General features: G+C 68.6%; 19 protein-coding genes and 1 pseudogene. 10 read left to right on the forward strand and 10 right to left on the reverse strand.

What is annotated here, in order from left to right:
* Nucleotides 1-14: 14 nt before the first annotated feature.
* From IEY95_RS09685 to IEY95_RS09705, 5 genes are read right to left on the reverse strand one after another with little or no spacing between them, the layout of a single operon-like run.
* A complete protein-coding gene (locus IEY95_RS09685; RefSeq protein WP_189185523.1) occupies nucleotides 15-335 on the reverse strand; it encodes an L-rhamnose mutarotase in 321 nt (106 codons plus the stop codon).
* A gap of 16 nt (nucleotides 336-351) precedes the next feature.
* The gene (gene rhaS, locus IEY95_RS09690) at nucleotides 352-1434 is read right to left on the reverse strand and encodes a rhamnose ABC transporter substrate-binding protein (protein ID WP_189185524.1); all 1083 of its coding nucleotides are present in this window, start codon (nucleotides 1432-1434) and stop codon (nucleotides 352-354) included.
* A gap of 59 nt (nucleotides 1435-1493) precedes the next feature.
* Complete coding sequence (locus tag IEY95_RS09695) at nucleotides 1494-2486, reverse strand: ABC transporter permease (protein WP_189185525.1); 993 nt, start codon at nucleotides 2484-2486, stop codon at nucleotides 1494-1496.
* Nucleotides 2479-3519 carry an ABC transporter permease gene (locus IEY95_RS09700; protein WP_189185526.1) on the reverse strand — a complete coding sequence of 347 codons (1041 nt, stop codon included), beginning with the start codon at nucleotides 3517-3519 and terminating at the stop codon, nucleotides 2479-2481. The genes IEY95_RS09695 and IEY95_RS09700 overlap by 8 nt, the downstream gene beginning before the upstream one ends.
* Complete coding sequence (locus tag IEY95_RS09705; protein WP_189185527.1) at nucleotides 3516-5033, reverse strand: sugar ABC transporter ATP-binding protein; 1518 nt, start codon at nucleotides 5031-5033, stop codon at nucleotides 3516-3518. Before IEY95_RS09705 ends, IEY95_RS09700 begins: the two co-directional genes overlap by 4 nt.
* Nucleotides 5034-5365: 332 nt before the next feature.
* Between IEY95_RS09705 and rhaI the strand changes: the two genes are divergently transcribed.
* From rhaI to IEY95_RS09735, 6 genes are all read left to right on the forward strand, one after another.
* Nucleotides 5366-6526 (forward strand): L-rhamnose isomerase, encoded by a 1161-nt coding sequence (gene rhaI, locus IEY95_RS09710; RefSeq protein ID WP_189185528.1) that lies wholly within the window; start codon nucleotides 5366-5368, stop codon nucleotides 6524-6526.
* Nucleotides 6527-6842: 316 nt separating this feature from the next.
* On the forward strand, nucleotides 6843-8882 hold the full coding sequence (locus IEY95_RS09715; protein WP_189185529.1) for a bifunctional aldolase/short-chain dehydrogenase: 2040 nt from the start codon (nucleotides 6843-6845) through the stop codon (nucleotides 8880-8882).
* 14 nt (nucleotides 8883-8896) lie between these two features.
* Nucleotides 8897-10333, forward strand: a complete 1437-nt coding sequence (locus IEY95_RS09720) for a rhamnulokinase (RefSeq protein ID WP_189185991.1) — start codon at nucleotides 8897-8899, stop codon at nucleotides 10331-10333.
* Between the two features lie 113 nt (nucleotides 10334-10446).
* Nucleotides 10447-11202 carry a (Fe-S)-binding protein gene (locus tag IEY95_RS09725; protein ID WP_189185530.1) on the forward strand — a complete coding sequence of 252 codons (756 nt, stop codon included), beginning with the start codon at nucleotides 10447-10449 and terminating at the stop codon, nucleotides 11200-11202.
* Nucleotides 11199-12680: a LutB/LldF family L-lactate oxidation iron-sulfur protein gene (locus tag IEY95_RS09730; protein WP_189185531.1), complete on the forward strand. Its 1482-nt coding sequence runs from the start codon at nucleotides 11199-11201 to the stop codon at nucleotides 12678-12680. Before IEY95_RS09725 ends, IEY95_RS09730 begins: the two co-directional genes overlap by 4 nt.
* A complete protein-coding gene (locus IEY95_RS09735; protein WP_189185532.1) occupies nucleotides 12677-13345 on the forward strand; it encodes a LutC/YkgG family protein in 669 nt (222 codons plus the stop codon). The genes IEY95_RS09730 and IEY95_RS09735 overlap by 4 nt, the downstream gene beginning before the upstream one ends.
* Here the strand turns inward: IEY95_RS09735 and IEY95_RS09740 are convergent.
* A complete protein-coding gene (locus IEY95_RS09740) occupies nucleotides 13318-16383 on the reverse strand; it encodes an alpha-L-rhamnosidase (RefSeq protein WP_189185992.1) in 3066 nt (1021 codons plus the stop codon). The genes IEY95_RS09735 and IEY95_RS09740 overlap by 28 nt on opposite strands.
* A 363-nt stretch (nucleotides 16384-16746) precedes the next feature.
* On the opposite strand from IEY95_RS09740, the gene IEY95_RS09745 reads away from it, so the two are divergent.
* The gene (locus IEY95_RS09745) at nucleotides 16747-17901 is read left to right on the forward strand and encodes an ABC transporter ATP-binding protein (protein ID WP_189185533.1); all 1155 of its coding nucleotides are present in this window, start codon (nucleotides 16747-16749) and stop codon (nucleotides 17899-17901) included.
* Here IEY95_RS09745 and IEY95_RS09750 read toward each other — a convergent pair.
* From IEY95_RS09750 to IEY95_RS09760, 3 genes are all read right to left on the reverse strand, one after another.
* Nucleotides 17868-18824, reverse strand: a complete 957-nt coding sequence (locus IEY95_RS09750; protein WP_189185534.1) for a hypothetical protein — start codon at nucleotides 18822-18824, stop codon at nucleotides 17868-17870. The genes IEY95_RS09745 and IEY95_RS09750 overlap by 34 nt on opposite strands.
* Before the next feature lie 171 nt (nucleotides 18825-18995).
* Nucleotides 18996-19793 (reverse strand): hypothetical protein, encoded by a 798-nt coding sequence (locus tag IEY95_RS09755; protein WP_189185535.1) that lies wholly within the window; start codon nucleotides 19791-19793, stop codon nucleotides 18996-18998.
* A 118-nt stretch (nucleotides 19794-19911) separates the two neighbouring features.
* On the reverse strand, nucleotides 19912-21558 hold the full coding sequence (locus IEY95_RS09760) for a tetratricopeptide repeat protein (RefSeq protein ID WP_189185536.1): 1647 nt from the start codon (nucleotides 21556-21558) through the stop codon (nucleotides 19912-19914).
* 545 nt (nucleotides 21559-22103) lie between these two features.
* Between IEY95_RS09760 and IEY95_RS09765 the strand changes: the two genes are divergently transcribed.
* The 3 genes and pseudogenes from IEY95_RS09765 (at nucleotide 22104) to IEY95_RS09775 (ending at nucleotide 24697) form a co-directional block, all read left to right on the forward strand.
* On the forward strand, nucleotides 22104-23594 hold the full coding sequence (locus IEY95_RS09765) for a M4 family metallopeptidase (protein ID WP_189185537.1): 1491 nt from the start codon (nucleotides 22104-22106) through the stop codon (nucleotides 23592-23594).
* A gap of 36 nt (nucleotides 23595-23630) precedes the next feature.
* On the forward strand, nucleotides 23631-23747 hold the full coding sequence (locus IEY95_RS50140; protein WP_268240450.1) for a tetratricopeptide repeat protein: 117 nt from the start codon (nucleotides 23631-23633) through the stop codon (nucleotides 23745-23747).
* 151 nt (nucleotides 23748-23898) lie between these two features.
* Nucleotides 23899-24697: pseudogene (locus tag IEY95_RS09775) on the forward strand (IS5 family transposase).
* Here the strand turns inward: IEY95_RS09775 and IEY95_RS09780 are convergent.
* The gene (locus tag IEY95_RS09780) at nucleotides 24669-25004 is read right to left on the reverse strand and encodes an ankyrin repeat domain-containing protein (protein WP_189185994.1); all 336 of its coding nucleotides are present in this window, start codon (nucleotides 25002-25004) and stop codon (nucleotides 24669-24671) included. The pseudogene IEY95_RS09775 and the gene IEY95_RS09780 sit on opposite strands and share 29 nt — an antisense overlap.
* Between the last annotated feature and the right edge of the window lie 45 nt (nucleotides 25005-25049).

Here is a 25049-nt window from a genome sequence, read left to right on the forward strand (position 1 = left end):
CCGGGGCTCCTGGGTCAGGCGAGGTGGAAGACTTCGGTGAGGGGCTTCATGGCCTCGTCGGGTCTGGCGCCGTCCAGTGACTCGAAGAACGGCGCCATCTCCGCCTGCCAACGGGCATTGACATCGGCGGCCTCCATGCCGGCCTGTGCGGCCGCGAAGTCCTCGGTTTCCAGGTAGCCGACCAGCAGGCCGTCCTCGCGCAGGAAGAGCGAGTAGTTGTGCCAGCCGGTGGCCGAGAGCGCTTCGAGCATCTCGGGCCACACGGCGGCGTGCCGCTCGCGGTACTCGTCGAGGCGGTCCTCGCGGACCTTGAGCAGGAAACAGACGCGCTGCATGAAGTGCCGCTCCGAACTAGAAGTTGAACTGGTCGATGTTCTTCGCGTTGAAGACGGTCGGCTTGCCCAGGCTGATCACGCCGTCCTTGCCGATGGTGAAGGAGCCCATGTCACCGGCCTTGAACGTCTCGCCCTCCTTGCCGGTGATCTGCCCGGAGGACAGCGCCACGGCGGTGCGCGCGGCCAGCTCGCCGAGCTTCGCCGGGTCCGAGAGCTCGAACGCCTCGACGGTGCCGTTCTTGACGTACTTGCGCATGTCGTTGGGGGTACCGAGGCCGGTCAGCTTCACCTTGCCCTTGTACTTCGAGCCGGACAGGTACTGGGCCGCCGCCTTGATGCCGACGGTGGTCGGGGAGATGATCCCCTTGAGGTTCGGGTGCTCCTGGAGCAGGCCCTGGGTCTGCTGGAAGGACTGCTGGGCGTCGTCGTTGCCGAACGCGACCTTGACCAGCTTGATGTCCTTGTACTTGGGGTCCTTCAGCTCGTCCTTCATGAAGTCGATCCAGGTGTTCTGGTTCGTCGCGGTCTGCGCGGCGGACAGGATCGCGATCTCGCCCTTGTAGTCGATCTGTTCGGCGAGCAGCTGCACCTCGGTACGGCCCAGGTCCTCGGCGCTGGCCTGCGAGACGAAGGCGTTGCGGCAGTCGGTCTTGGTGTCGGAGTCGTAGGTGACGACCTTGATCTTGTTCGTCATCGCCTGCTTGAGCGCGGTGCACAGGGCGCCCGGGTCCTGCGCGGAGACGGCCATGGCGTCGACCTGTTGCTGGGTGAGCGTGTTGACGTAACTCACCTGCCCGGAGGTGTCGGTGGCGCTGCTCGGGCCGACCTCCTTGTACTTGGATCCCAGCTCCGTCAGGGCCTGCTCGCCGCCCTTGTCGGCGGAGGTGAAGTACGGGTTGTTGACCTGCTTGGGCAGGAAGCCGACGGTCAGGCCCTTCTTGGTGGCGGCGTTGGGGTCGGCCTTGCCCGCGGCGGCGTTGGACCCACCCGAGTCCTTGACGTCGTTCTTGGTGGTACCGCCGCAGGCGGTGGCCGCCAGGGCGAGCGAGGTGACGGCGGCGAGCGCCGCACAGGTACGGCGGATCGATGACTTGCGCATGGCGGAAGGTCCTTTACGAGGGTGAGCGGAGGGAGTTACAGGGCGGGCAGGGGTGGGAGTCACGACGCCGGAGTCGAGGCGGCTCTGCGGCCCGCCCTCGCTACGGAGATCTGCCGCGCGACCCGGGGGCCGAGCACGGAGACGACGAGCAGCACGCCGGTGACGACGATCTGCGACTGCGCGGAGACGTTCAGCAGGCTCATCACGTTCTGGAGCGCGCCGAGCAGGAACACTCCCGCGATCGCGCCACCGAGCGTGCCCTTGCCACCGTCGAAGTCGATGCCGCCGAGCAGCACGGCCGCGACGACGGAGAGTTCCAGGCCGGTGGCGTTGTCGTAGCGGGCGCTGGCGTAGTGCAGCGCCCAGAACACGCCGGTCAGGGAGGCCATGAATCCGGTGGCGACGAACAGGATCAGCTTCTGCCGCTTGACGCGGATGCCGGCGAATCGCGCGGCCTCCTCGTTCGCGCCGATCGCGAACGCCGAGCGCCCGAACGGCGTGGCGTGCAGGACGACCACCGCGATGGCGAGCAGCACCAGGAAGGGCAGGAAGGCCTGCGGGAGGAAGGTGTTCCCGATACGTCCGGCCGCGAAGTCCTGGTACTGGGTGGGGAAGTCGGTCACCGCGTCCGAGCCGAGCACGATCTGTGCGATGCCCCGGTAGGCGGCGAGGGTGCCGATGGTGACGGCGAGGGACGGCAGCCCGAGCCGGGTCACCAGCAGACCGTTGACCAGCCCGCAGACCACGCCGAGCAGCAGGCACAGCGGGATGATCGTCTCGATCGACATGCCCTGGTTCCACAGGGCGCCCATCACCGAGCCGGACAGTCCGGCCGTGGAGGCCACGGAGAGGTCGATCTCCCCGGCCACCACCAGCAGGGTCATCGGCAGCGCGATCAGCGCGATGGGCAGCGTGTTGCCGATCAGGAACGACAGGTTGAGCGCGTTGCCGAAGCCGTCCACGAAGCCGAAGGAGAACAGCAGCAGGACGATGAGGAGGGCGCCGACGACCGTGTCCCAGCGGACGGCGCGCGCGAGAGGCGAGTCAGCCATGGCGGGCGTTCCTCTTCTTCAGTGCGGAGGCCACGCGCAGCGCGACGATCCGGTCGACCGCGATGGCGAGGATGAGCAGGATGCCGTTGATGGCGAGCACCCAGACGGAGCTGACTCCGAGGGCGGGCAGCACACTGTTGATGGAGGTGAGCAGCAGCGCGCCGAGCGCGGCGCCGTAGACGCTGCCGGAGCCGCCGGTGAAGACGACACCGCCGACCACGACCGCGCTGACGACGGTCAGTTCGTAGCCGTTGCCGGTGCCGGAGTCGACGTTGCCGAACCGGGCGAGATACATGGCACCCGCGAGTCCGGCGAGGCCCCCGCAGACGACGTACGCGGTCAGGATCCGCTTGCGGACGGGGATGCCGGCGAGCCGCGCGGCCTCCGGGTTGGAGCCCAGCGCGTACAGCTCGCGGCCGCTGCCGAAGTGCTTGAGGTAGTACGCGGTGACCAGCAGCACCGCCAGCGCGATCAGCGCGAGATAGGGGACCGCCGAGATGCCGCCGGAGCCGAAGTCGACGAAGCTGCCCGGGAGGTCGGCCGCGGTGATCTGCCGGGAGCCGACCCAGATGGAGTCGATGCCGCGGATGATGTAGAGCGTGCCGAGGGTGACGACGAGCGCGGGCACCTGGCCGAGGCTGACGAGCAGCCCGTTCACCAGTCCGCAGCCTATGCCGAGCAGCGCCGCGAGAAAGACGGCGACGACCGGGTTTCCGCCGCCCTGCAGATAGGTGCCGGCCGCGAAGGCGCTGATGCCGAGCGTCGAGCCGACCGACAGATCCACGTTCCGGGTGATGACGACCAGCGACTGACCGGTGGCGACCAGCACCAGGATGGTCGCGTTGAGCAGCAGGTCCTTGATGCCCTGTTCGGACAGGAACTGGCTGTTGCCCATCTGGGTGATGGCGATCATCACCAGGAAGACGGCCAGGATGGCGAGTTCGCGCATCTTGAAGACGCGGTCCACCAGCCGGGTGCCGCTCGACTTGGGCACCTCGGTGGCGGGGGCGGGGGTGGGCGCGGTCACCGTCATGCGGCGGCCCTCCCGGTGGCAGCGGCCATCACGGATTCCTCGGTGGCTTCGGAACGTGGGATCTCGGCGGTGAGCCGGCCCTCGTGCATCACGAGCACGCGGTCGGCCATGCCGAGGACCTCGGGGAGATCGGAGGAGATCATCAGGACGGCCACCCCGTCGGCGGCCAACTCGCTGAGCAGCCGGTGCACTTCGGCCTTCGTACCGACGTCGATGCCACGGGTCGGCTCGTCGACGATCAGCACCTTGGGGCCGGTGGCGAGCCACTTGGCGAGGACGACCTTCTGCTGGTTGCCGCCGGAGAGCGTCGAGACGGCGTCGGCGATCCGGGCGTACTTCACCTGGAGCTTGACCGCCCAGTCGAGGGAGCGGCTGCGTTCGGCTCCGCGGTCCATCAGGCCCGTCCTGACCGTCGTACGCAGCCCGGTCAGGCCGATGTTGCGCTCGATGGACATGTCCATCACGAGGCCCTGGGCGCGCCGGTCCTCGGGGACGAGGGCGAGTCCGGCGGCCATGGCCGTCGAGGGCGCGCCGTTCGTCAGGGTCCTGCCGCCGACCTCGACCTCACCGGCGTCCCAACGGTCGATGCCGAACACGGCCCGGGCGACCTCCGTGCGCCCGGCGCCCACCAGCCCGGCGAGACCGACGATCTCGCCGCGCCGGACGTCGAAGGAGACGTCCGTGAAGACGCCCTCACGGGTCAGGCGGCGCACGCTCAGGGCGACCGAGCCCGCCTCGACCTCCTGCTTGGGGTAGAGCTCGTCGAGGTCGCGGCCGACCATGCGGCGTACGAGGTCGTCCTCGGTCATGCCGTCCAGCGGTTCACTGGCGATCCAGGCGCCGTCGCGCAGTGTCGTGACCCGCTGGCAGATCCGGAAGATCTCCTCCAGGCGGTGCGAGATGAACAGCACCGCCGAGCCCTGCTCGCGCAGGGTGCGGACGACGCCAAAGAGGCGGGCCACCTCGCTGCCGGTGAGGGCGGCGGTCGGCTCGTCCATGATCAGGACGCGGGCGTCGAAGGAGAGCGCCTTGGCGATCTCGACGATCTGCTGGTCGGCGATGGACAGACCGCGCGCCGGACGGTCGGGGTCGAGTTCGACCCCGAGGCGCTTCATGAGGGCTGCGGTCGCCGCGTGGGTGGCCTTGTGGTCGATGCGGCCGAGGGCCCGCCGGGGCTGGCGGCCCATGAAGATGTTCTCGGCGATCGACAGATCGGGGAAGAGCGTGGGCTCCTGGTAGATCACCGCGATGCCCGCGTCGCGGGCGTCGGCGGGACCGTGGAAGACGGTGGGTTCGCCGTCCAGCAGCACCTGACCGGCGTCCGGTCGGTGCACGCCGGCGAGCGTCTTGATGAGGGTCGACTTGCCCGCGCCGTTCTCTCCGGCGAGCGCGTGCACTTCGCCGGGAAACAGTTCCAGGGACACGTCCCGCAAGGCGCGTACAGCGCCGAAGGACTTCGAGATGTCCTTGAGCGCCAGCACGGCGGCCGGACCCGTATCGGACGGGTGGGTCATGAGGGGCTCCTCGACGACGGCGGCGGGACGGCCCCACAGCGTCGTGAAAGGTTTCAATTGGGTTGCCGGGACGTTAGGCATGTCACCCAGGTCACGTCAATGGGTTCCTGTCGAATTTTTTCGAGGATCAAAGGTCACAACAGAGTCACGGTCAACGGTCCACGCCGTAGGGGTTGACAGCCCTTCGGAGGGCTCATAGCTTCGGCTCCTGAATCGTTTCAGACCGCAGTTCGACCACACTCGGACCGCGGTCGGAGCGAAGTCTTCAGAAACGCAGCCTTCAAAAGTCTTCACAGACGTCTTTTCAGACCCGAAGTCGTAGGAGCCCCGAAGTGACCGAGCTCGCCGCGGTGAAGACCGCGCTCAAGACCCAGGCCGTCGAGACGCCGTCATGGGCGTACGGGAATTCGGGGACTCGATTCAAGGTGTTCGCGCAGCCCGGAGTGCCGCGCACGCCTCAGGAGAAGCTCGACGACGCCGCGCAGGTGAACGAGTACACCGGTGCCGCGCCGACCGTCGCGCTGCACATCCCCTGGGACAAGGTCGACGACTACGCGGCGCTGGCGAAGTACGCGCAGGAGCGCGGCCTGAAGCTGGGCACGATCAACTCCAACACCTTCCAGGACGACGACTACAAGCTGGGTTCCATCTGCCATCCGGACGCGACCGTGCGCCGCAAGGCTCTTGATCACTTGTTCGAGTGCGTCGACATCATGGACGCGACGGGGTCCAAGGACCTGAAGCTGTGGTTCGCGGACGGCACGAACTATCCCGGCCAGGACGACATCCGCGAGCGCCAGGACCGGCTCGCCGAGGGTCTGGCGCTCGTGTACGAGCGGCTCGGAGACGACCAGCGGATGCTCCTGGAGTACAAGTTCTTCGAGCCCGCGTTCTACACGACGGACGTCCCCGACTGGGGCACGGCGTACGCGCACTGCCTCAAGCTCGGCCCCAAGGCCCAGGTCGTCGTCGACACCGGGCACCACGCCCCCGGCACCAACATCGAGTTCATCGTCGCCACGCTGCTGCGCGAGCGGAAGCTCGGGGGCTTCGACTTCAACTCCCGCTTCTACGCCGACGACGACCTGATGGTGGGGGCCGCCGACCCCTTCCAGCTGTTCCGGATCATGTACGAGGTCATCCGGGGCGGCGGCTTCACGCCGGGGGTGGCGTTCATGCTCGACCAGTGCCACAACATCGAGGCGAAGATCCCGGCGATCATCCGTTCCGTCATGAACGTCCAGGAGGCCACGGCCAAGGCTCTCCTGGTCGATCGCACCGCACTCGCCGAGGCCCAGCGAACCGGTGACGTGCTCGCCGCCAATGCCGTGCTCATGGACGCGTACAACACGGACGTGCGGCCGTTGCTGGCCCAGGTGCGGTCCGAGATGGGGCTCGACGCCGACCCTGTCGCCGCGTATCACCGGTCCGGCTACGCGGCCCGGATCGCCGCGGAGCGGGTGGGTGGGCAGCAGGCGGGTTGGGGGGCGTGATGGCCGGGCTTCGTCTGCCGGGGCCGGCCGGTGCCAGCCCGCGGGCCGCCATGGGCCGGTCGCGCAGTTCCCGGCGCCCCTAGGTCCTGTCGTCACATTCCCGTCTGCCCCGCGACGCCATGCACGCACTCTCGCCGCACCGGGCACAGACCCAAGTACATCCAGTACGAGGGCCTGTGCCCGGCACGCCGAGAGCACGCACCTGACGCCGCAGGGCCCGCCCTCCGGGCGGACGACGGGAATGTGACGACAGGACCTGGGGGCGCTCCCCCTTGAGCCCCCTTACACGTACACACTCTTCTTAAGGACCAGGAACATGGCACCCCATCCCGAAGCCGCCGCCCTCCTCGCCCGCTCTCACCGGCTCGGCGCCGATCCCCGTAACACCAACTACGCGGGCGGCAACGCCTCCGCGAAGGGCACCGACACCGATCCCGTGACCGGTGGTGACGTCGAGCTGATGTGGGTCAAGGGGTCCGGCGGCGACCTCGGCACGCTCACCGAGTCGGGGCTGGCCGTGCTGCGGCTGGATCGGCTGCTGGCGCTGAAGGACGTCTACCCGGGCGTCGAGCACGAGGACGAGATGGTCGCCGCGTTCGACTACTGCCTGCACGGCAAGGGCGGCGCGGCCCCGTCCATCGACACGGCGATGCACGGGCTGGTGGACGCGCCGCACGTCGACCACCTCCACCCCGACTCCGGGATCGCGCTCGCCTGCGCGGCCGACGGGGAGAAGCTGACCGCCGAGTGCTTCGGGGACAGCGTCGTGTGGGTGCCGTGGCGCCGGCCCGGTTTCCAGCTCGGACTGGACATCGCCGCGGTCAAGGAGGCCAACCCGCAGGCGATCGGTTGCGTCCTCGGCGGCCACGGCATCACCGCGTGGGGTGCCACGGCCGAGGAGTGCGAGCGCAACTCGCTGCACATCATCCGCACCGCCGAGACCTTCCTCGCCGAGCGCGGGAAGGCGGAGCCGTTCGGGCCGGTCGTCGAGGGGTACGCGGCGCTGTCCGAGGCGGACCGCCGGGAGCGGGCCGCGGCTCTGGCGCCGTACATCCGGGCCATCGCCTCCCAGGACCGTCCACAGGTCGGACACTTCACCGACTCCGACGTCGTCCTGGACTTCCTCGCCCGCGCCGAGCACCCGCGTCTCACGGCGCTCGGCACCTCCTGCCCGGACCACTTCCTGCGGACGAAGGTCAGGCCGCTCGTCCTCGATCTGGCACCGAGCACCGGCCTGGCCGAGGCGATCGCCCGGCTGAAGGAGCTGCACGCCGCATATCGCGAGGAGTACGCCGCCTACTACCAGCGGCACGCCCTGCCCGACTCCCCCGCGATGCGCGGCGCGGACCCGGCGATCGTGCTCGTGCCCGGTGTCGGCATGTTCTCCTTCGGCAAGGACAAGCAGACCGCGCGGGTGGCCGGCGAGTTCTACGTCAACGCCATCAACGTGATGCACGGTGCCGAAGCCGTCTCGACGTACGCGCCGATCGAGGAGTCGGAGAAGTTCCGCATCGAGTACTGGGCCCTTGAGGAGGCCAAGCTCCAGCGGATGCCGAGGCCCAAGCCGCTCGCGACGCGGGTGGCGCTGGTGACGGGTGCGGGCAGCGGTATCGGCAAGGCGATCGCCGAGCGGCTGGTGGCCGAGGGCGCGTGCGTGGTGGTCGCCGATCTCGACTCGGCAGGCGCGGCCGACGTCGCCTCGGCGCTCGGCGGTCCCGACAAGGCCGTGGCCGTCACCGTCGACGTGACGTCCGAGGAGCAGATCGCCGAGGCGTTCAAGGCGGCGGTACTCGCCTTCGGCGGGGTCGACCTGGTGGTCAACAACGCCGGTATCTCCATCTCCAAGCCCCTGCTGGAGACCTCGGTCCGCGACTGGGACCTCCAGCACGACATCATGGCCCGCGGCTCCTTCCTCGTGTCGCGCGAGGCGGCCCGGGTGATGATCGCGCAGGGGCTGGGCGGGGACGTCGTCTACATCGCGTCCAAGAACGCGGTCTTCGCCGGACCCAACAACATCGCCTACTCCGCCACCAAGGCCGACCAGGCTCATCAAGTGCGCCTGTTGGCCGCCGAGTTGGGCGAGCACAGGATCCGGGTCAACGGCGTCAATCCCGACGGGGTGGTCCGCGGCTCGGGGATCTTCGCAGGCGGCTGGGGTGCGCAGCGGGCGGCGACGTACGGCATCGAGGAGGAGAAGCTGGGTGAGTTCTATGCCCAGCGGACGATCCTGAAGCGGGAGGTGCTGCCGGAGCACGTCGCGAACGCGGTGTTCGCCCTGACGGGTGGGGACCTGACGCACACCACGGGGTTGCACGTCCCGGTCGACGCCGGCGTCGCCGCCGCGTTCCTTCGGTGACGCGGGTGACCGCTGTGAAGTCGTACGCCGCGGTGGACCTCGGCGCGTCCAGCGGACGCGTCATGGTCGGCCGCGTCGGCCCCGACACCCTGGAACTCACCGAGGCACACCGCTTCCCGAACCGGCCGGTCCAGGTCCCCGAGGGTCTGCGCTGGGACATTCTCGCGCTCTACGCTGGTGTCCTCGAAGGGCTGCGCACGGCAGGGCAGATCGACTCCGTCGGCATCGACAGCTGGGCCGTGGACTACGGCCTGCTGGACGCGGACGGGGCGCTGCTCGGCAACCCGGTGCACTACCGCGACGCGCGTACGGAGGGCATCGCGGAGACGGTGTGGGCGAAGGTGCCCGCCGCCGAACTGTACGCGGCGACCGGGCTGCAGTACGCACCGTTCAACACGCTGTACCAGTTGACGGCGGCCGGCTCGACGCACCAACTCTCCTCCGCCGAACGGCTGTTGCTCATCCCCGATCTGCTGACGTACTGGCTCACGGGCGAGTCGGGCACCGAGCTCACCAACGCCTCGACCACCCAGTTGATCGACCCGCGCACCCGCGACTGGTCGTACGACATCGCCGAGCGGCTCGGCATCGATCTGAAGCTGTTCGCGCCGCTGCGCCGCCCCGGCGACCCGGCGGGGCTGCTCCGGCCGCACGTGCTGGAGGAGACCGGTCTGACCGGCCCGGTCCCGGTGACCACGGTCGGTTCGCACGACACCGCCTCGGCGGTGGCCGCCGTACCCGCCACCGGGGAGCGGTTCGCGTACATCTGCACCGGCACCTGGTCCCTGGCGGGACTGGAGCTGGACGCGCCCGTGCTCACCGAGGCGAGCCGGGCGGCCAACTTCACCAACGAGCTGGGGCTGGACGGCACGGTCCGCTATCTGCGGAACATCATGGGGCTGTGGCTGCTCCAGGAGTGCGTACGCGAATGGGGGCAGCCCGACCTGGGGGATCTTCTGTCGGCCGCCGCCGAGGTGGCGCCGCTGCGGTCCGTCGTGGACGCCGGCGACGCGGCTTTCCTGACGCCGGGCCGGATGCCCGCCCGGATCGCCGACGCCTGCCGGGAGTCGGGGCAACCGGTGCCCGAGTCGCCTGCCGAGGTGACGCGCTGCATCCTCGACTCCCTCGCGCTCGCCCACAGCCGGGCGATCGGCGCGGCCCAGTCCCTCGCCGACCATCCGGTCGACGTCGTGCACATCGTCGGCGGCGGCACCCGCAACGCCCTGCTGTGCCAGCTCACCGCCGACGCCTGCGGTCTGCCGGTGGTGGCGGGCCCCGCGGAGGCGGCCGCGCTCGGCAACGTCCTCGTCCAGGCCCGGACCCACGGGTTGGTCGGCGACCGTACGTCGATGCGGCGACTCCTCACTCGTACGCAGCCGTTGGAGCGATACGAGCCCCGTGGCGACACGGCGGCGTGGCGCGCCGCCGAGGACCGGCTCACCCGTCCGTGAGCCGGGGCTCCGGTGGCGCGCGACCGGCTCACCCGTCCGTGAGCGGGGACTCCCCTGGCGCGCGTCTGCCGCGTACGCTGCACTCATCCGATGATCGAGAACAAGGAGCTGCGATGCGTGTCGCCCTGTTCCTGACCTGTGTCAACGACACGCTGTATCCGGACACCGGCCGCGCCGTGGTGAAACTGCTGACCAGGCTGGGCGTGGACGTCGATTTCCCGATGGGGCAGACGTGTTGCGGGCAGGCGCACTACAACACCGGGTATCGCCATGAGGCCGAGCCGCTCGCCCGGCATTTCTCCGATGTATTCGGGGAGTACGAGGCGATCGTGACGCCGTCCGGATCGTGCGGGGCGATGGTGCGGGAGCTGTATCCGCGGATGGGTGAGCGGGCCCGCACCGAGGGGCGTGGCGACACGCTCGCCAGGACGCTGGCTCCGGTCGTGCCGAAGACCTACGAGCTCACCGAGTTCCTGGTGGATGTGCTCGGCGTGACCGATGTCGGCGCGTACTACCCGCACACGGTGACCTACCACCCCACCTGCCACGGACTGCGCAGCCTGGGCCTGGGCGACCGGCCGCGCCGACTGCTCCAGGCCGTCAAGGGACTTGAGCTGCGCGAGCTGCCCGGCGCCGACGAGTGCTGCGGCTTCGGCGGCACCTTCGCCGTCAAGAACTCCGATGTCTCCGCGGCGATGGGCGCCGACAAGGTGCGCAACGCCGAGTCGACAGGCGCCGATGTGCTGTGCGCGGCCGACAACTCCTGCCTGATGCACATCGGCGGCACGATGGGCCGCCTCAACACGGGCATGCGGCCCGTCCACATCGCGGAGATCCTGGCGAGCACGGAAGAGGAGCCCTTGGTATGAGTGGGACCTTCGTCGGGATGCCGGCCTTCCCCGAGGCCGCGCACGAAGCCGTGCACAACGCGACCCTGCGCGGCAATCTGCGCCACGCCACTCACACGATCCGCGCCAAGCGCGCCAAGGCGGTCGCGGAGGTCTCCGACTGGGCCGCGCTGCGCGAGGCGGGCAAGCAGATCAAGGACCACACACTCCGTCATCTCGACCGCTACCTGGTGCAGTTGGAGGAGTCGGTCACCACGGCCGGCGGCACCGTGCACTGGGCAGCCGACGCCGACGAGGCCAACCGGATCGTCGCGGACCTCGTGAAGGCGACCGGCGAGACGGAGGTCGTCAAGGTCAAGTCGATGGCGACACAGGAGATCGGCCTCAACGAGGCGCTTCTCGAAGAGGGCATCCACGCCTACGAGACCGATCTCGCCGAACTCATCGTCCAGTTGGGCAAGGACCGGCCGTCGCACATCCTCGTCCCGGCGATCCACCGCAACCGCGGCGAGATCCGGGACATCTTCGCCCGGGAGATGAGCGAGTGGGGCCGCCCGGCCCCCGAGGGCCTGACCGACACGCCCGCCGAGCTGGCCGAGGCCGCCCGGCTGCACCTTCGGGAGAAGTTCCTGCGCGCCAAGGTCGGCATCTCCGGCGCCAACTTCATGGTCGCCGAGACCGGCACGCTGGTCGTCGTCGAGTCGGAGGGCAACGGCCGGATGTGCCTGACGCTCCCCGAGACCCTGATCTCGGTCGTCGGCATCGAGAAGATCGTGCCGACCTGGCAGGACCTGGAGGTCTTCCTCCAGACCCTCCCGCGCTCCTCGACGGCCGAGCGCATGAACCCGTACACCTCGACATGGACCGGCACCACCGACGAGGACGGACCCCAGACCTTCCACCTGGTCCTCCTCGACAACGGCCGCACCGACACGCTCGCCGACGAGGTCGGCCGCCAGGCGCTGCGCTGCATTCGCTGCTCGGCGTGTCTGAACGTCTGCCCGGTGTACGAGCGGGCGGGCGGCCACGCGTACGGCTCGGTCTACCCGGGCCCGATCGGCGCCATCCTCAGCCCCCAACTCCGTGGCACGCAGAGCGAGATCGACGCCTCTCTCCCCTACGCCTCCTCGCTGTGCGGCGCCTGCTACGAGGTCTGCCCGGTCGCCATCGACATCCCGGAAGTCCTCGTCCACCTGCGGGAACGGGTCGCCGAGGGCGGTCTGACGACGCGGGACGGCAACAAGGTCGTCCTCAAGCCCGCGAAGGGGCATGCCGCCGAGCGGGCGGCGATGCGTGCGGCGCGGTGGGCGTTCAGCCATCCCGGCGCGCTGCGCACCGGCCAGCGGCTCGCATCGCGCACGCGCCGCTTCCATCCGCGGACACTGCCGGGCCCCGGCAGGGCGTGGAGTGCGAGCCGTGATCTGCCGGCGATGCCCGCGGAGCCGTTCCGCGACTGGTGGCAGCGCACGCAAGGCGGAAGGAAGGCGGACTCGAAGTGAGCAGCAGAGGGGTGATCCTGGGCCGGGTGCGCCGCGCGATCGCGGACGTACGACAGGACGACACGCCGTACGGGCAGGCCATTGACCGGAGTTATCTGCGCGAGCACGGTGCGCGGAGTGTCGCGGAGACGGTGGATCTGCTCGCCGAGAACCTGGCGGACTATCGAGCGGTCGTTCATCGCACCACCGACGACGAGCTGTCCGAGTTGCTCATGCGGCTGCTCGCCGAGCGGGGCACGCGAACAGTCCTCGTCCCGCCGGAGCTGCCGTCGCACTGGCTCAAGGCCGTGGATGCGACGCGCGTACACGACCGAGCCCAGAGCACCCCGGCCGAACTGGACCGTGTCGACAGCGTGGTCACCGCCTGCGCGGTGGCCATCGCCGAGACAGGCACCATCGTGCTGGACGGCGGCCCCGACCAGGGCCGCCGCCGCGTCACGCTCGTCCCCGACCACCACATCTGTGTCGTCCACGTCCCCGACCAGGTGGTCTCCTCCGTGCCCCAGGCCCTGGAGCGCCTCGACCCGACCCGTCCGCTGACCTGGATCTCCGGGCCGTCGGCGACCAGTGACATCGAGCTGGACCGGGTCGAGGGGGTACACGGTCCGCGCACCTTGGAGGTGGTGCTGGTGAGCGGTCAGCCGAGGGCCGAGGCCACCTCGTAGACGCCGGACGGGAGCCGGTAGGAGGCGACTCCGTTCTCGAAGCCCAGGTACTCGACGCCGGGTGCCTGGGCCAGAGGTGTTCTGCCGTCCCGGACGGTGGACGGGTCGGTGGTGGGGATGCGCAGGGTCGCGGTGCTGTTCGCGGGAACCACCGCCCGGTAGGTCAGGGTCCGGCTCTGCGAAACCTCCCACTCGCTGACGATCTCGCCGTACGGCGATTCGTGCGAGCCCGCCACCTGCGTGATCTTCCCGGTGGGGTCGACGCGCGGCTGGAGGAGGAAGTGCTTGAACCCGGGATGGGCCGGGTCCTTGGAGATTCCGGCCACACCCTCATACATCCATTCGACGACGGCGCCGTAGGCGTAGTGGTTGAAGGAGTTCATCTCGACCGGGCCGAAGCCGTCCGCCTTCGAGTACGAGTTCCAGCGCTCCCAGACGGTGGTGGCACCGTTCCGCACCGAGAACAGCCATGAGGGCAACTCGTCCTGATGGAGCAGCTTGTACGCCAGGTCGTCGCGGCCCTCGTCGGTGAGCACCGGGGCGAGGACGTTCACCCCCAGGAAGCCCACGGACAGTGTGTTCTGGGCGTACTGCACGCGGGCGCTGTCCGGGTGGGCGCTCTTGTAGGCCGCGTCGTTCCCGATGTTCTCCGCGAGCAGCCTCAGGAGTTCGCGACGTTGTACCTGCGTGTCGTAGAGGCCGAGTTTCAGGGCCCACAGCAGCGCGGTCTGGGAGTTGTCCTCGGTGGGGGCGGCGCCGCCCATCTCCGACGCCTTGCCGAGGCTGGAGCGCAGGACGAGTTTGCCCGAGGAGTCGGTGCCGAGGTACTTGGCGACGAACTTGCGCTTGATGTTCGCGAACAGCTCGTCGTACGCACGGGCTTCGGTGTCGCGGCGGGTGGCGCGCGCCATGTCCGCCATGAGGCGGGTCGAGTGACCGTAGTAGACATCGCTCATCAGCTGGGAGCTGGTGTTCTGGAAGGCCAGCCAGTCGCCGAACACCGAGCCCTGGCCCGCGTACGAGTCGCCCGACTTGGCGTGGATCCAGTCGATGTACTTGGCCATGGCCGCCCAGCTGCGGTCGATGACAGTGGTGTCGCCGGACATCTGCCAGAGGGTCCACGGCAGGATGACGCCCACGTCGGACCAGCCGCTCTCCGGGGCCGGGAAGGCGAACCGGGAACCGGGTGCGATGCAGGTGAACTGGGCACCGTCGAGGCCGTACGTCTTCTGCGACTCGATCAGCGTGTCCTGGAAGTGGCTGAGGAAGTTGACCGCGTCGCCGTTGTAGAGGCCGGTGTTGCAGAACACCTGGGTGTCGCCCGTCCAGCCCTGGCGCTCGTCGCGCTGCGGGCAGTCGGTGGGCACCCACAGGTAGTTGCCGCGCTGACCCCAACGGACGTTGCTGAACAGCAGGTTGACCAGCGCGTTGTCGGTCGTGACGGTACCGATGTCGCGGATCGCGGACGTCGCGACCTTCCCGGTGACGCCGGAGACCGAGACGGTGGTGTCGGGGGTGGCGATCGTCACCTGGACGTAGCGGAAGCCGTAGAAGGTCAGCGAGTCCTGGTGGGTCTCGCCGTGCTCGGCACCCTTGAGGGTGTAGGTGCTGGTCGCCTTGGCGGTGCGCAGGTTGGCCAGGTAGACCGAACCCTTCGGCCCGTCGGCGCCCTCACTGTCGTCGTTGAGCATCTCGCCGAAGCGGAACACGACTTCGGCTCCGGCGGGGCCCTCCAGGGTGTAGCGGGGAACGCCGACCATGTTCTGCCCCAGGTCGAAGACCGCGGTGTCCCCGGTGCGCAGGGTCACGACCGCCTTCGCCGCCTTCTTCCGGTCGGTGACCGACCTGCGGGGATCGGCGACGATGTGACCCTTGCCGTTCGGGCTGGTGGACTGGCCGGCCACCTGGTTGTAGACGGTGACGGACTCGGGACGGCGGTCCCACTGCTCCATCAGCCGGGCGGTCTCACCGGGGTAGGCGACCAGCTTCGCGTCGGGGAACTTGGCGCTGAAGCCGTCTTCCGCGACCTCCGCCCAGTCGGAGTCGTCGAAGCCGCTCGCCGACCACCCGGGCAGTTCCTTGCGGGCGTCGTAGGTCTGCCCGTCGTAGATGTCGTCCTCGCGGTACGGGCCGGCGTCCGTGGCCCGCCACCCGGCACCGGGTTCGGTGACCACGGTCTGGGAGGTCCCGTCGGCGTACCGGATCAGCAGCTTGGCCTTCAGGGCGAGGGGATTGCCGTCCTTCGCGTAGTACTTGCTGTCGTCCAGTCCCGGGATGCCCGTCGCCGCCTCGCTGATCCGGGAGTTGTACCAGCCGTTGCCGAGCACCGCCGCGAGCGTCACCCGCCGCTCCCGCGCGACCAGCTCCGTGACGTCGTACGTCATGTAGTTGACGGTGGTGTCGTAGTTGCTCCAGCCCGGGGTGAGCAGCTCATACGTGCTGCCCTCGCCCTGCGGCACCGAGACCCGGTGGCCGTTGACATAGGCGTCGTACACGCCCAGGGCCGATATGTAGAGCCGGGCCTCGCGGACCCTCCCCTCGATCGCGGTCTGCCGGCGGAGCAGCGGTGCCCCCGCGCTGTTCGGGGCCTTGCCCGCCATACTGATCCAGGTCGCGCCGTCCCAGCCCGACACGCCGTCGGTGCTGCGCAGACCGGTCTCGAAGTGAGCGGGCGGCGCGCCGGTGACGGCGCGGCCGTTCTCGTCCCACGCGGTCACGGTCCAGAAGTAGAGCGTCGAGGCGCGCAGCCGTTTGCCGCCGTAGCGCACCGCCACCGAGTCCGGTGACTCGACGCGGCCACTGTTCCACACGTCCGCGCGGGCACGGGTCAGTCGCTCGGGCGCAGTGGCCACCAGGATCTGATACGCCGTCTGGCGCCGGCCGCGGGCCGAGGACGCCATGCGCCAGCCGAAGCGTGGTTCGTCGGCGTCCACGCCGAGTGGATTCGTGCGGTGTTCCACCGTCAGCCCCCGCAGGGAGGTCCGGTCGGAGGCCGGCGCGGCCCATGCCGTGCCTCCCGTGCCGATCCCCCCGGCCATCGCCACGGCTCCGGCGCCCAGCGCGGTGGTGAGCACCGTTCTGCGCCGGACGTTGCCTGTTCCTTCGTTGTGCGTCGCCTCGTGCACGCCGTCATCCCTTCGGCTTCGGAGGAAGCGAGTTGTAACGTTTCAGTTGGACTGGCTGCGAAGGTAGTTGCGACTGAGGCGCATGTCCACCACTCCAACAACGCGACTATCAGACAGAATCCAACAGAGCTGACCGCCGAGCGGTAGCCGTCGAGCAACCGAGACCTGCAGGCTCTTCCGGCCGAATTGAAACTTTTCAAAAGCGGAACTTGCAGTTCATGCACAGGGGGACGCGGCTGGTGAGCGGGCATCGGGCGGCCCGGCTAGCGTGAGGGAATGATCCGGTTCGAGCAGGTCACCAAGCGCTACCCGGACGGCACGACCGCCGTGGACGGCCTCTCCTTCGAGGTCGCCGAGGGCGAACTCGTCACGCTCGTCGGCCCGTCGGGCTGCGGCAAGACGACGACCATGATGATGGTGAACCGGCTGATCGAACCGACGTCGGGCCGGATCCTCGTGAACGGCGAGGACGTCGCCACGGTCGACCCCGTGCTGCTGCGACGGCGCATCGGATACGTCATCCAGCAGGTCGGGCTGTTCCCGCACCGCACAGTGCTCGACAACACGGCGACCGTACCGACGCTGGTCGGCTGGAAGAAGGCGAAGGCACGGGCGCGCGCCGCCGAGCTCCTCGATCTGGTGGGTCTGGACCCGAAGACGTACGGACCGCGCTACCCGGAGCAGCTTTCGGGCGGTCAGCGCCAGCGGGTCGGCGTGGCGCGGGCGCTGGCCGCCGACCCGCCCGTGCTGCTGATGGACGAGCCGTTCGGAGCCGTCGACCCGGTGGTGCGGGAACAGTTGCAGGACGAGTTCCTGCGGATGCAGGAGGCCGTGCGCAAGACAGTGCTGCTGGTCACGCACGACATCGAGGAGGCAGTGCGGCTCGGCGACCGGATCGCCGTGTACGGGCAGGGGCGCATCGAGCAGTTCGACACGCCCGGGGCGGTCCTCGGCACGCCCGCCACGCCGTACGTCGCCGAGTTCGTGGGCGCCGACCGCGGTCTGAAGCGGCTGTCCGTCACCGAGATCGAGGCCGACGATCTGGAGCAGCCGCCGATCGCGCGCCTGGACGAGCCGGCCGCGCAGGCCGCCGCGTGGCTGGACGCCGAGGGTGCCCGCTGGGCCGTCGTACTCGACGCCGCCGGCGATCTGCACGGGTGGGTCGGCGTCGACGAACTCGCGGCGGGCGGTACGGTCGGCGACCTCGCCCACCGCATGAACTCCTGGGTCCCGGTGGGCGCCCCGCTGAAGCAGGCGTTCGGTGTGATGCTCCAGCACGACGCGGGCTGGGTCGCCGTGCTGGAGGGGCCGCGTTTCCTCGGCGTACTGACCCCGGCGAAGCTGCACGAGGCGCTGCGGCGGTCGGTCGACGCGGATGCCCGCGGCGTGTCGCGGGGTCAGGTGGACTTCGACTCGGTGGCGGACGCCTGAACCGTGGACCGGGTGGTGCGCTCCTGCCTGTTCGAACGGTCGAGGAGTCCGAAGGCCCAGCGTTCGTTGAAGCCCGCCAGGAAGCCGACGGCGCACCAGAATCCCCAGAAGGTGGTGCTCTGTCCGTCCCCGTTGTCCGCGCAGATCTGTGCGGGCGAGGCGGGCATGTCGAACAGCTTGATGAAACCGGCGTTGAGCAGGAAGTAGACGGCCAGCGCCAGGATCCAGCCGACGAAGACCCGGTAGACGCCTTCGTGGCGCATCCCGCGGGCCATCTGGCCGGGCGCGACAGCACCCCGGTCACCATTGGTCCTTCGGCGCGTCAGCTCCTCCCCGCTGTTGCGCAGCCGCACGAGGACGCTGAGCACCGCGCCGAACGCCCCCACTCCCCCGCACACGAAGGCCCCCGTCAGACTCCAGCGGTCGCTGCAGCCCACCTCGACCCGTAGCAGGTCGAGCAGCCCCGCGGCTCCCACCAGCAGGGGCACGATCAGCAGTACGACGCTGATGAGCGCGCCCAGACTGAGCCCCACGTTGATGCCCCTGCTGACCGCCAGCGCGCAGTCCTGGTCGATGCGCGCCCGCAGACCGGAGATCTCCTTGCCGAGATAGTCGGCGAGGTGACGGTTGGGCTCCGTGCCGGTCAGCCGCGCGTCCCGCAGGACGTTGCTCAGCACGCATCCCACGGTGATCCTGAGCGACTCTCTGGTCTGCGACTCGAAGGCCCGCTGAGACTCTCCGTAGAGCAGCTGAAGCTGCACCTGCTGCTTGGAATAGACGAGTTCGAACCGCTCGTACGCCTTCTCGCAGCCGGGCTCGACGAGATTCGCCAGCCCGTCGGCCTTGGTGTCGGTGCGCGCCCCCAGGACCGCTTCACGTAATGCCTGCCGCCATGTCCGGCGGAATCCCCCGTAATCCCCCATGCAGAACGTGTACCGGCACCCGTCCCACCCGGGAAGTGGTCCGACCGCACCAGTACGGTCACCGACGTCACGGAGCCGTCACCTCGGGCTCCGGCCATCATGACCGCGGCGCGGCGCCGTCAGCAATCGCTTCACACGACAAGCTTGTCCTCCTCGACGCGGCTATTGAACTCAGACCGGCCACGTGACGCAGGCGCGGACTTCAGGGACGGACAGGCAGTAAGAGTCCTTGCCTGCCGGGGGTTCCACGCTCACGACGCGGAACACATCTTGGGGAATGCTGAAGACGGCGACCCGGGAACGCGGCATGACCACTTCTCCGACCTTCCGCTCCAGCACCGCGCGCTCGAGGCCCACGCGGTAGAGCCCGATCGGGACGCGTGCGCCGACCGGATATCCGTAGACCGCCATCCGGCGGCTGTGCTCCCAGCCGTCCAGGGGCTCCGCCCCCTGGTTCCAGCGCAGCGGTACCTCGTACGTGGTCTTCACGTCACCGGAGCTCGCCGCCAGGGTCAGCCGACCGGACAGGGCGATTGCCTTACGGGCAGGATCGGATGGGAGAAACGTCCACCCTCCGCTCTGCAGCAGACCGTCGCCGATGTCCTGGACTTCCAACTCACGGTCATTGAAGAGTTCGTTCTGTGAGGACTCCTCGGCGGTCAAGGTGGCTACGCGTTTCACAGGAGTGGTGTAAGTGCGTCCTCCTGCCTTCACTGTGACCGTGATCGGCTTGTTCTTGGGGAACCCGTACAGACACAGGAACGTCTGCTGTCCCAGGCGTACCACCACCTCATCGCTGCTGGACGACACCCAGGCCAGGGGACGGTCGACGCGATGGCCTTGCTTGATCAGGCTCAGCTCGTCGTGACAATCGACGGGGCCGATACTGTACATCGCCATCTCGAACTGCTGAGCCAGCAGCAGGTCCCGGGCGGAAGAACTCGGTGTCCCGGCGCGTGTCGAGGCCATGAGGGGCCTCCCTGTAGGGCGTGCCGCTGGGGTCTCGCTTCCCGCCTCGCAGCCGAGGGCAAGGAGGCACACCCCGGCCAGCCACAGATACAGTCGCCCGTTCACTGTCCCTTACCTCTCATCGCACCGCGCCGCAGCGCTCTTCGGCCTGTCGCAGCTCCGCGGCGAAGGCTTGCTCGATCTGGCGGCGGAGCTTGGTGCTCGCCCTGCCGGCCTGTTCCGCCGCGGCCAGCTGATTCAAGGCGTCCTGCTGGGCCGTGCGGCCGGTTTCCAGGTCGCAGCGGGCCAGACTCCAGGACGCCAGAAGGCCGTGCCAGACGGCCCGTTGGACCAGATCCTGTCCGTGCGCGATGGCGGCTCGGATGTGCTTGATGGCCGCCGCGAGATCGCCTCTGCCGTACGCGTGGATGGCGGCGATCGACTCCGCGAACGCGTGGAGTGCGGCAGAGCCGGTGGTGTCCGGGGCCGCGCGGACGGTCGCCACGGCCCGTTCCACCGTGCCGTCGTCCGTCACCAGCCCTGCGGTGATGCGGCACTGCTCGACCTGCGCGAGGTTCACCGTGGCCTTGAGCTGCCCGAGTTCGGTGAGCTCACGGTCCTTGGCCAGGGCCCCCAGGGCCTGCGAGATCTGTGCGAGTTCCCCGCTACGGACGGTCCCGGGCTTGCAGTTGTGCGCGGGACCCAAGGCCCGGCGATAGGCGTTGCCCTGCAGACCGAGCGCGGCGCGCCGTCCGGCTGGGGAGTCCTCGCTGATGGCGAGGTAGTCTGCGCGGGCTTCCTCCAGCAGCGCCTGCCGGGCGGGGCCGGTTTCTCCGAGCGCCTGGTCTTCAGCGGCATGGCCATGGAACAGCCGGACCAGATCGGGCGGCACAAAGTCGTCTGTGCCACCCTGCCGCTTCGGACCGAGCAGGCCCTTGAGGATCCGGGCGGCCTCCGCAGGACTGCCGTTGCGCCAGGTGTCCAGCGCGTCCACGAACTCCGCGAGTGTGCCGATCCGCCGCGTCAGCTCCGCGCTCAGCTCAGCCCGTCCTCGCGCCGACTCCCAGCCGCGCGCCATGAGAATCGGTCCGCTGAGAAACCAGCCCACGAGTTCGGGCGAGTCGGGGATCTGGTCGGCCCTGACGTAGACGGCCGGACGCAGTGTGGTCTGGCCGGCCGGGTCGGTACTGACCAGACCGGCCACAACAATCTCGGCGTTGGACTCGTCGGCGAACCTCGCGGTCTTCCCCTCCAGCCTGCTGCGGTGGGTCCCCTGGAGCTCGGCGAGCGGCAGCGACACCTCATCGGCGTAGCTGCGGACGGCGGTCGCCGTGGGAATCCGGCCCGCCATGGCATGAGCAAAGTCGGCCGCAACATCGGTCAGTACCCGCTTGTCCTGCCGCCCGTCGTGCCCAGCGAAACCGACCACGGCCACGTCACGTGCCCCACTCATCCGGGCGAGCGGGGGCGGCGGGGGACGGAACGCGAAGAGCACCGCCACGCTGCCGACAAAGAGGCCTCCGGCTGCCAGCCACACCAGGATTCGTGAACGTCGTGAACGCTGTCCGAACTTCTCCCCCACCACGACGCGTACCGCCACCACATACCCGGCCAGCGCGGCGAGAACCGCAAGGATGAGCGGTACCAGGGAGAGAGCGGAGCCGAGCTTCTCCACCACAAGCAGCGCACAGGGCATGCACGCCGCGAACACGCCGAGCAGCGACCACAGCCACAGGGAGACACCGCTCTCGCCATCCGCGGAGTCATCCTGCGAGTGATCTGGCATACGCCTCCTCACCTCGTCGGCTCACCGGCGCAACTCTGTGCCGACCAGCACGGTAGGGCTGCCGAACTACGTCAGCTATCAACGCCACCCTCGATACCAATTTTTCTGCTCTGATTTCCCCGGATCAGGGGCAGGAGAGGCATGACTGGCGTTGTCAGTCGGCCGTTCCTACAGGTGTCCGGACGAGTCTGTGGATCGTGAGCGACGGATTGCGGGCACTGTTTGAGCCGCTTGTGCCACGTGACCTCAGCAGTCGCCGGGGCCCCCGACGCGCTCAAGCACCACCAGGAGCGGGAGCCAGCCGGGCTGCCGACCATCTGACGGTGTGCCGGCGGAACGCGTCAATGGCATCTGGCGCCGCCTGTGCCTGGACCCCTTGCGTACTCGCCCCTCCAACCCGGCGAGGACGTCGCTGGGGACACAGCCTGCGGCCTGCGACCCAACCCGCTCTGCCAGTCAACGTGATCAACTGTCAGGACCCTTGGCAGAACCGGGCGTTCCGCCAATCATGTTGCTAGCGGAAGGCAGTTGCGCGAGGGGGCGGCATGGACAGCACGCTCGTGGCTGCGGTGATCAGCGCGTTGGGGGCAGCGGCCGCCACTGCAGGCGGCGCAGTGCTGCGCACCCGCGCCAGCGCCCGCACAGCTGCCAGGCTGATCTATGCCGAGCTGACCAAGAACAGTGCAGCGGTCAAGTACTTCCGACACACAGGCAGCTGGGTAGCCCCCGCACTCTCCCGGGCGGCATGGGAGGAATACGGCGTTACCATCGCCCGTCGGCGAAGCAGCGCATCCTTCGAATTGGTCCACCGCGGGTATGACGCACTGGAGATCGTCCCGGCCCTGGCAGAAGGATCACTGAGCGGCGTACGTGTGCCGCTCCTTGAGGACGCCGTGAAGGAGTTGAAGGACGCGATCACGGAGCTCGGCAAGATTGCACACATTTCTTCCGAGCAGGTGGAAAAAACGCTCGCGCCGTTTGACGGATCCGAAGCGCCAACGGCGGAATCGCGTCCCGAATTCCCCGCCCTCAGTGCCGGCACAACGTCCCTGATTCTGCTCGATCGGCTGACGGCGATACGAGCGTTGCCGCTCCCCACACCACTTTCGGACATCCCGGTGGCTCTGCTCGAAAGGCTCGTCAGTGAGCGACTCGACGCAGAGCAACCAGAGGCCGAGCACATCGTGTACGACGCCGGACAGCAAGAGAGCGTTGAGCGGCTGACTCCACTGCGTTGGGATGGGAAGCCGCCAACCGGGGACCCGGCCGTCGATGAGGCGTACGAGGGACTGGTGGCCGTTACGACCTTCGGGCGCGAGGTACTCGGGCGGGAGCCACTGGCCGAGCGGCCACTGATCGCATTCGTGCATTACGGCACCAACTTCAACAACGCCCTATGGGACGGATACCAACTGGTGCTCGGGGACGGAGACGGTGAAGTCTTCAACCGGTTCAGCCAATGCCTTGACGTGATTGGAGGGGAGATTTGGCACGGAGTTCCAGAGATGCTGCACAACTTCGACTGGGAGGGCGAGCATGGGGCACTACACGCCTCGCTGTGCGATGTCTTCGGTCAACTGATCAAGCAGTACACCCTTGGCCAAAGCGTGGAGGAGGCCGACTGGCTGCTCGGTTCCGGACTCCTGGCATCGGGCATCAACGGCCTGGCCTTGCGCTCGATGAAGGATCCGGGCGCTGCCTACAACGACCGCATCCTCGGCGAGGACCCACAGCCCGCTCACATGGACAACTACGTCCACACCAGCCGGGATAAAGGAGGCGTCCATATCAACAACGGCATCCCCAACCGCGCCTTCTACCTAGTCGCCGAACGTCTGGGCGGCAAGGCCTGGGAGAGAGCGGGACGGATCTGGTGGGACGCCCTCACGGGTGACGGAATGCGCAGGGGGCTGCTCTTCGCCGATTGGGCACACCTGACCGCCGAATCCGCCCGCACCCGCTATGGCCGACACAGCATCGAGCATGAAGCGGTACTCGCCGCTTGGAACGACGTCGGAGTGCCCGCAAGTAACTAGACCCAGATCAGAGCTGGATTCAGCTGGGTAGCCACCATCCGGGTAACCCGCGCCCTCGGCCCTGACCACCCCGATACCCTCCTCATCCGCCGTGACCTGGCAGACATTCTTCGTGACCAGGGCCGCCACGACGAAGCCGACCGCGTCGGCTGACCCAGTCTCCGTCGGGTGCTCGCACAGCTTGAAGAAAGATCGATGATGACGGTGACGAACGTGTCCCCGCGGCGGGTGTGGCGCCACGCATGCTCATCCACGCCTAAGAAGTCATCTCATTTGGTCGAATAGGCTGTTGGCTGTGGTGGGGATCGTTGAGCGGCTGGTGCCGGATGAGTTGTGGGAGCTGTTTCAGCGGGTGGTGCCGGAGGCGCCATCGCGGCCTCAGGGCGGTGGTCGGCGAAGGCACGGTGACCGTGAAGTGCTGGCCGCGATCGTGTTCGTGGCGACGTCAGGCTGCACGTGGCAGCAAGTACCCGCAGCTTCCTTCGGGCCGTCCGGGGCAACGGCTCATCGCCGGTTCGCCGAGTGGACGAAGGCGCGGGTGTGGGCCAAGTTGCACCGCCTGGTCCTCGATGAACTCGGCTCCCGCGGCGACCTGGACTGGTCCCGTTGCGCGATCGACTCGGTGAACATGCGAGCCCTGAAAAGGGGGAGCTGACAGGTCCGAATCCTGTCGACCGGGGCAAGTACGGGTCAAAGATCCACCTGGTCACTGAGCGGACCGGTCTGCCCCTATCTGTCGGGATCTGCGGTGCCAACGTCCACGACAGCAAGGCTCTGATGCGCTCGTGAAGGGCATACCCCCGGTCCGCTCGCGCCGAGGGCCCCGTCGGCGCAAGCCCGGCAAGCTCCATGCCGACAAGGGCTACGACTACGCTCACCTGCGGCGATGGTTATCCAAGCGGGGAATCCCGCACCGCATCGCCCGCAAAGGAGTTGAGACCTCGCAGCGACTCGGCCGGCACCGCTGGACCATCGAACGGACCATGTCCTGGCTCGCCGGATGCCGTCGTCTCCACCGCCGCTACGAGCGCAAAGCCGAGCACTTCCTCGCCTTCACGAGCATCGCCTGCACCCTCATCTGTTACCGGCGGCTCGCCTGCTGATGTGGGCCCGCAGCAGATTCACCGCCAGGTCGTGTCCGTAGTGGGTGGCCATGTCCAGCGGTGTGCGACCGTCTGGATCCGCGAGCTCCGGGTCAGCGCCGAAGGACAGTAGTACAGCAGTGATGTGAACCGTCAGCGGCTCACCGCTCTGCAGGGAGGCGTCGCCCTCGGCATCGATGGCGTGCGTCAGCAGCGTCATGTTGCTGAAGACCTCGTCGGGATCAGCACCGTCGGCCAGCAACCGGGCCAGGGCCGTCGCATTGTCGTGCTCAACCGCATCATGGGCAGGCGTCCAGTAGTTACTCACCAAAGCATCCAACCGTTACCGCACCCCGCCTGCCAGCGACTATCT

The sequence above is a fragment of the Streptomyces albiflavescens genome (assembly GCF_014645835.1).
In the GTDB taxonomy this organism is placed as follows: Bacteria; Actinomycetota; Actinomycetes; order Streptomycetales; family Streptomycetaceae; genus Streptomyces; species Streptomyces albiflavescens.

Excerpts from the sequence above, each read along its gene's own strand:
- IEY95_RS09685 (WP_189185523.1), bottom strand. The coding sequence starts at position 335 with ATGCAGCGCGTCTGTTTCCTGCTCAAGGTCCGCGAGGACCGCCTCGAC.
- rhaS (WP_189185524.1), bottom strand. The coding sequence starts at position 1,434 with ATGCGCAAGTCATCGATCCGCCGTACCTGTGCGGCGCTCGCCGCCGTC.
- IEY95_RS09695 (WP_189185525.1), bottom strand. The coding sequence starts at position 2,486 with ATGGCTGACTCGCCTCTCGCGCGCGCCGTCCGCTGGGACACGGTCGTC.
- IEY95_RS09700 (WP_189185526.1), bottom strand. The coding sequence starts at position 3,519 with ATGACGGTGACCGCGCCCACCCCCGCCCCCGCCACCGAGGTGCCCAAG.
- IEY95_RS09705 (WP_189185527.1), bottom strand. The coding sequence starts at position 5,033 with ATGACCCACCCGTCCGATACGGGTCCGGCCGCCGTGCTGGCGCTCAAG.
- IEY95_RS09715 (WP_189185529.1), top strand. The coding sequence starts at position 6,843 with ATGGCACCCCATCCCGAAGCCGCCGCCCTCCTCGCCCGCTCTCACCGG.
- IEY95_RS09725 (WP_189185530.1), top strand. The coding sequence starts at position 10,447 with ATGCGTGTCGCCCTGTTCCTGACCTGTGTCAACGACACGCTGTATCCG.
- IEY95_RS09730 (WP_189185531.1), top strand. The coding sequence starts at position 11,199 with ATGAGTGGGACCTTCGTCGGGATGCCGGCCTTCCCCGAGGCCGCGCAC.
- IEY95_RS09740 (WP_189185992.1), bottom strand. The coding sequence starts at position 16,383 with ATGGCCGGGGGGATCGGCACGGGAGGCACGGCATGGGCCGCGCCGGCC.
- IEY95_RS09745 (WP_189185533.1), top strand. The coding sequence starts at position 16,747 with ATGATCCGGTTCGAGCAGGTCACCAAGCGCTACCCGGACGGCACGACC.
- IEY95_RS09750 (WP_189185534.1), bottom strand. The coding sequence starts at position 18,824 with ATGGGGGATTACGGGGGATTCCGCCGGACATGGCGGCAGGCATTACGT.
- IEY95_RS09755 (WP_189185535.1), bottom strand. The coding sequence starts at position 19,793 with ATGGCCTCGACACGCGCCGGGACACCGAGTTCTTCCGCCCGGGACCTG.
- IEY95_RS09760 (WP_189185536.1), bottom strand. The coding sequence starts at position 21,558 with ATGCCAGATCACTCGCAGGATGACTCCGCGGATGGCGAGAGCGGTGTC.
- IEY95_RS09765 (WP_189185537.1), top strand. The coding sequence starts at position 22,104 with ATGGACAGCACGCTCGTGGCTGCGGTGATCAGCGCGTTGGGGGCAGCG.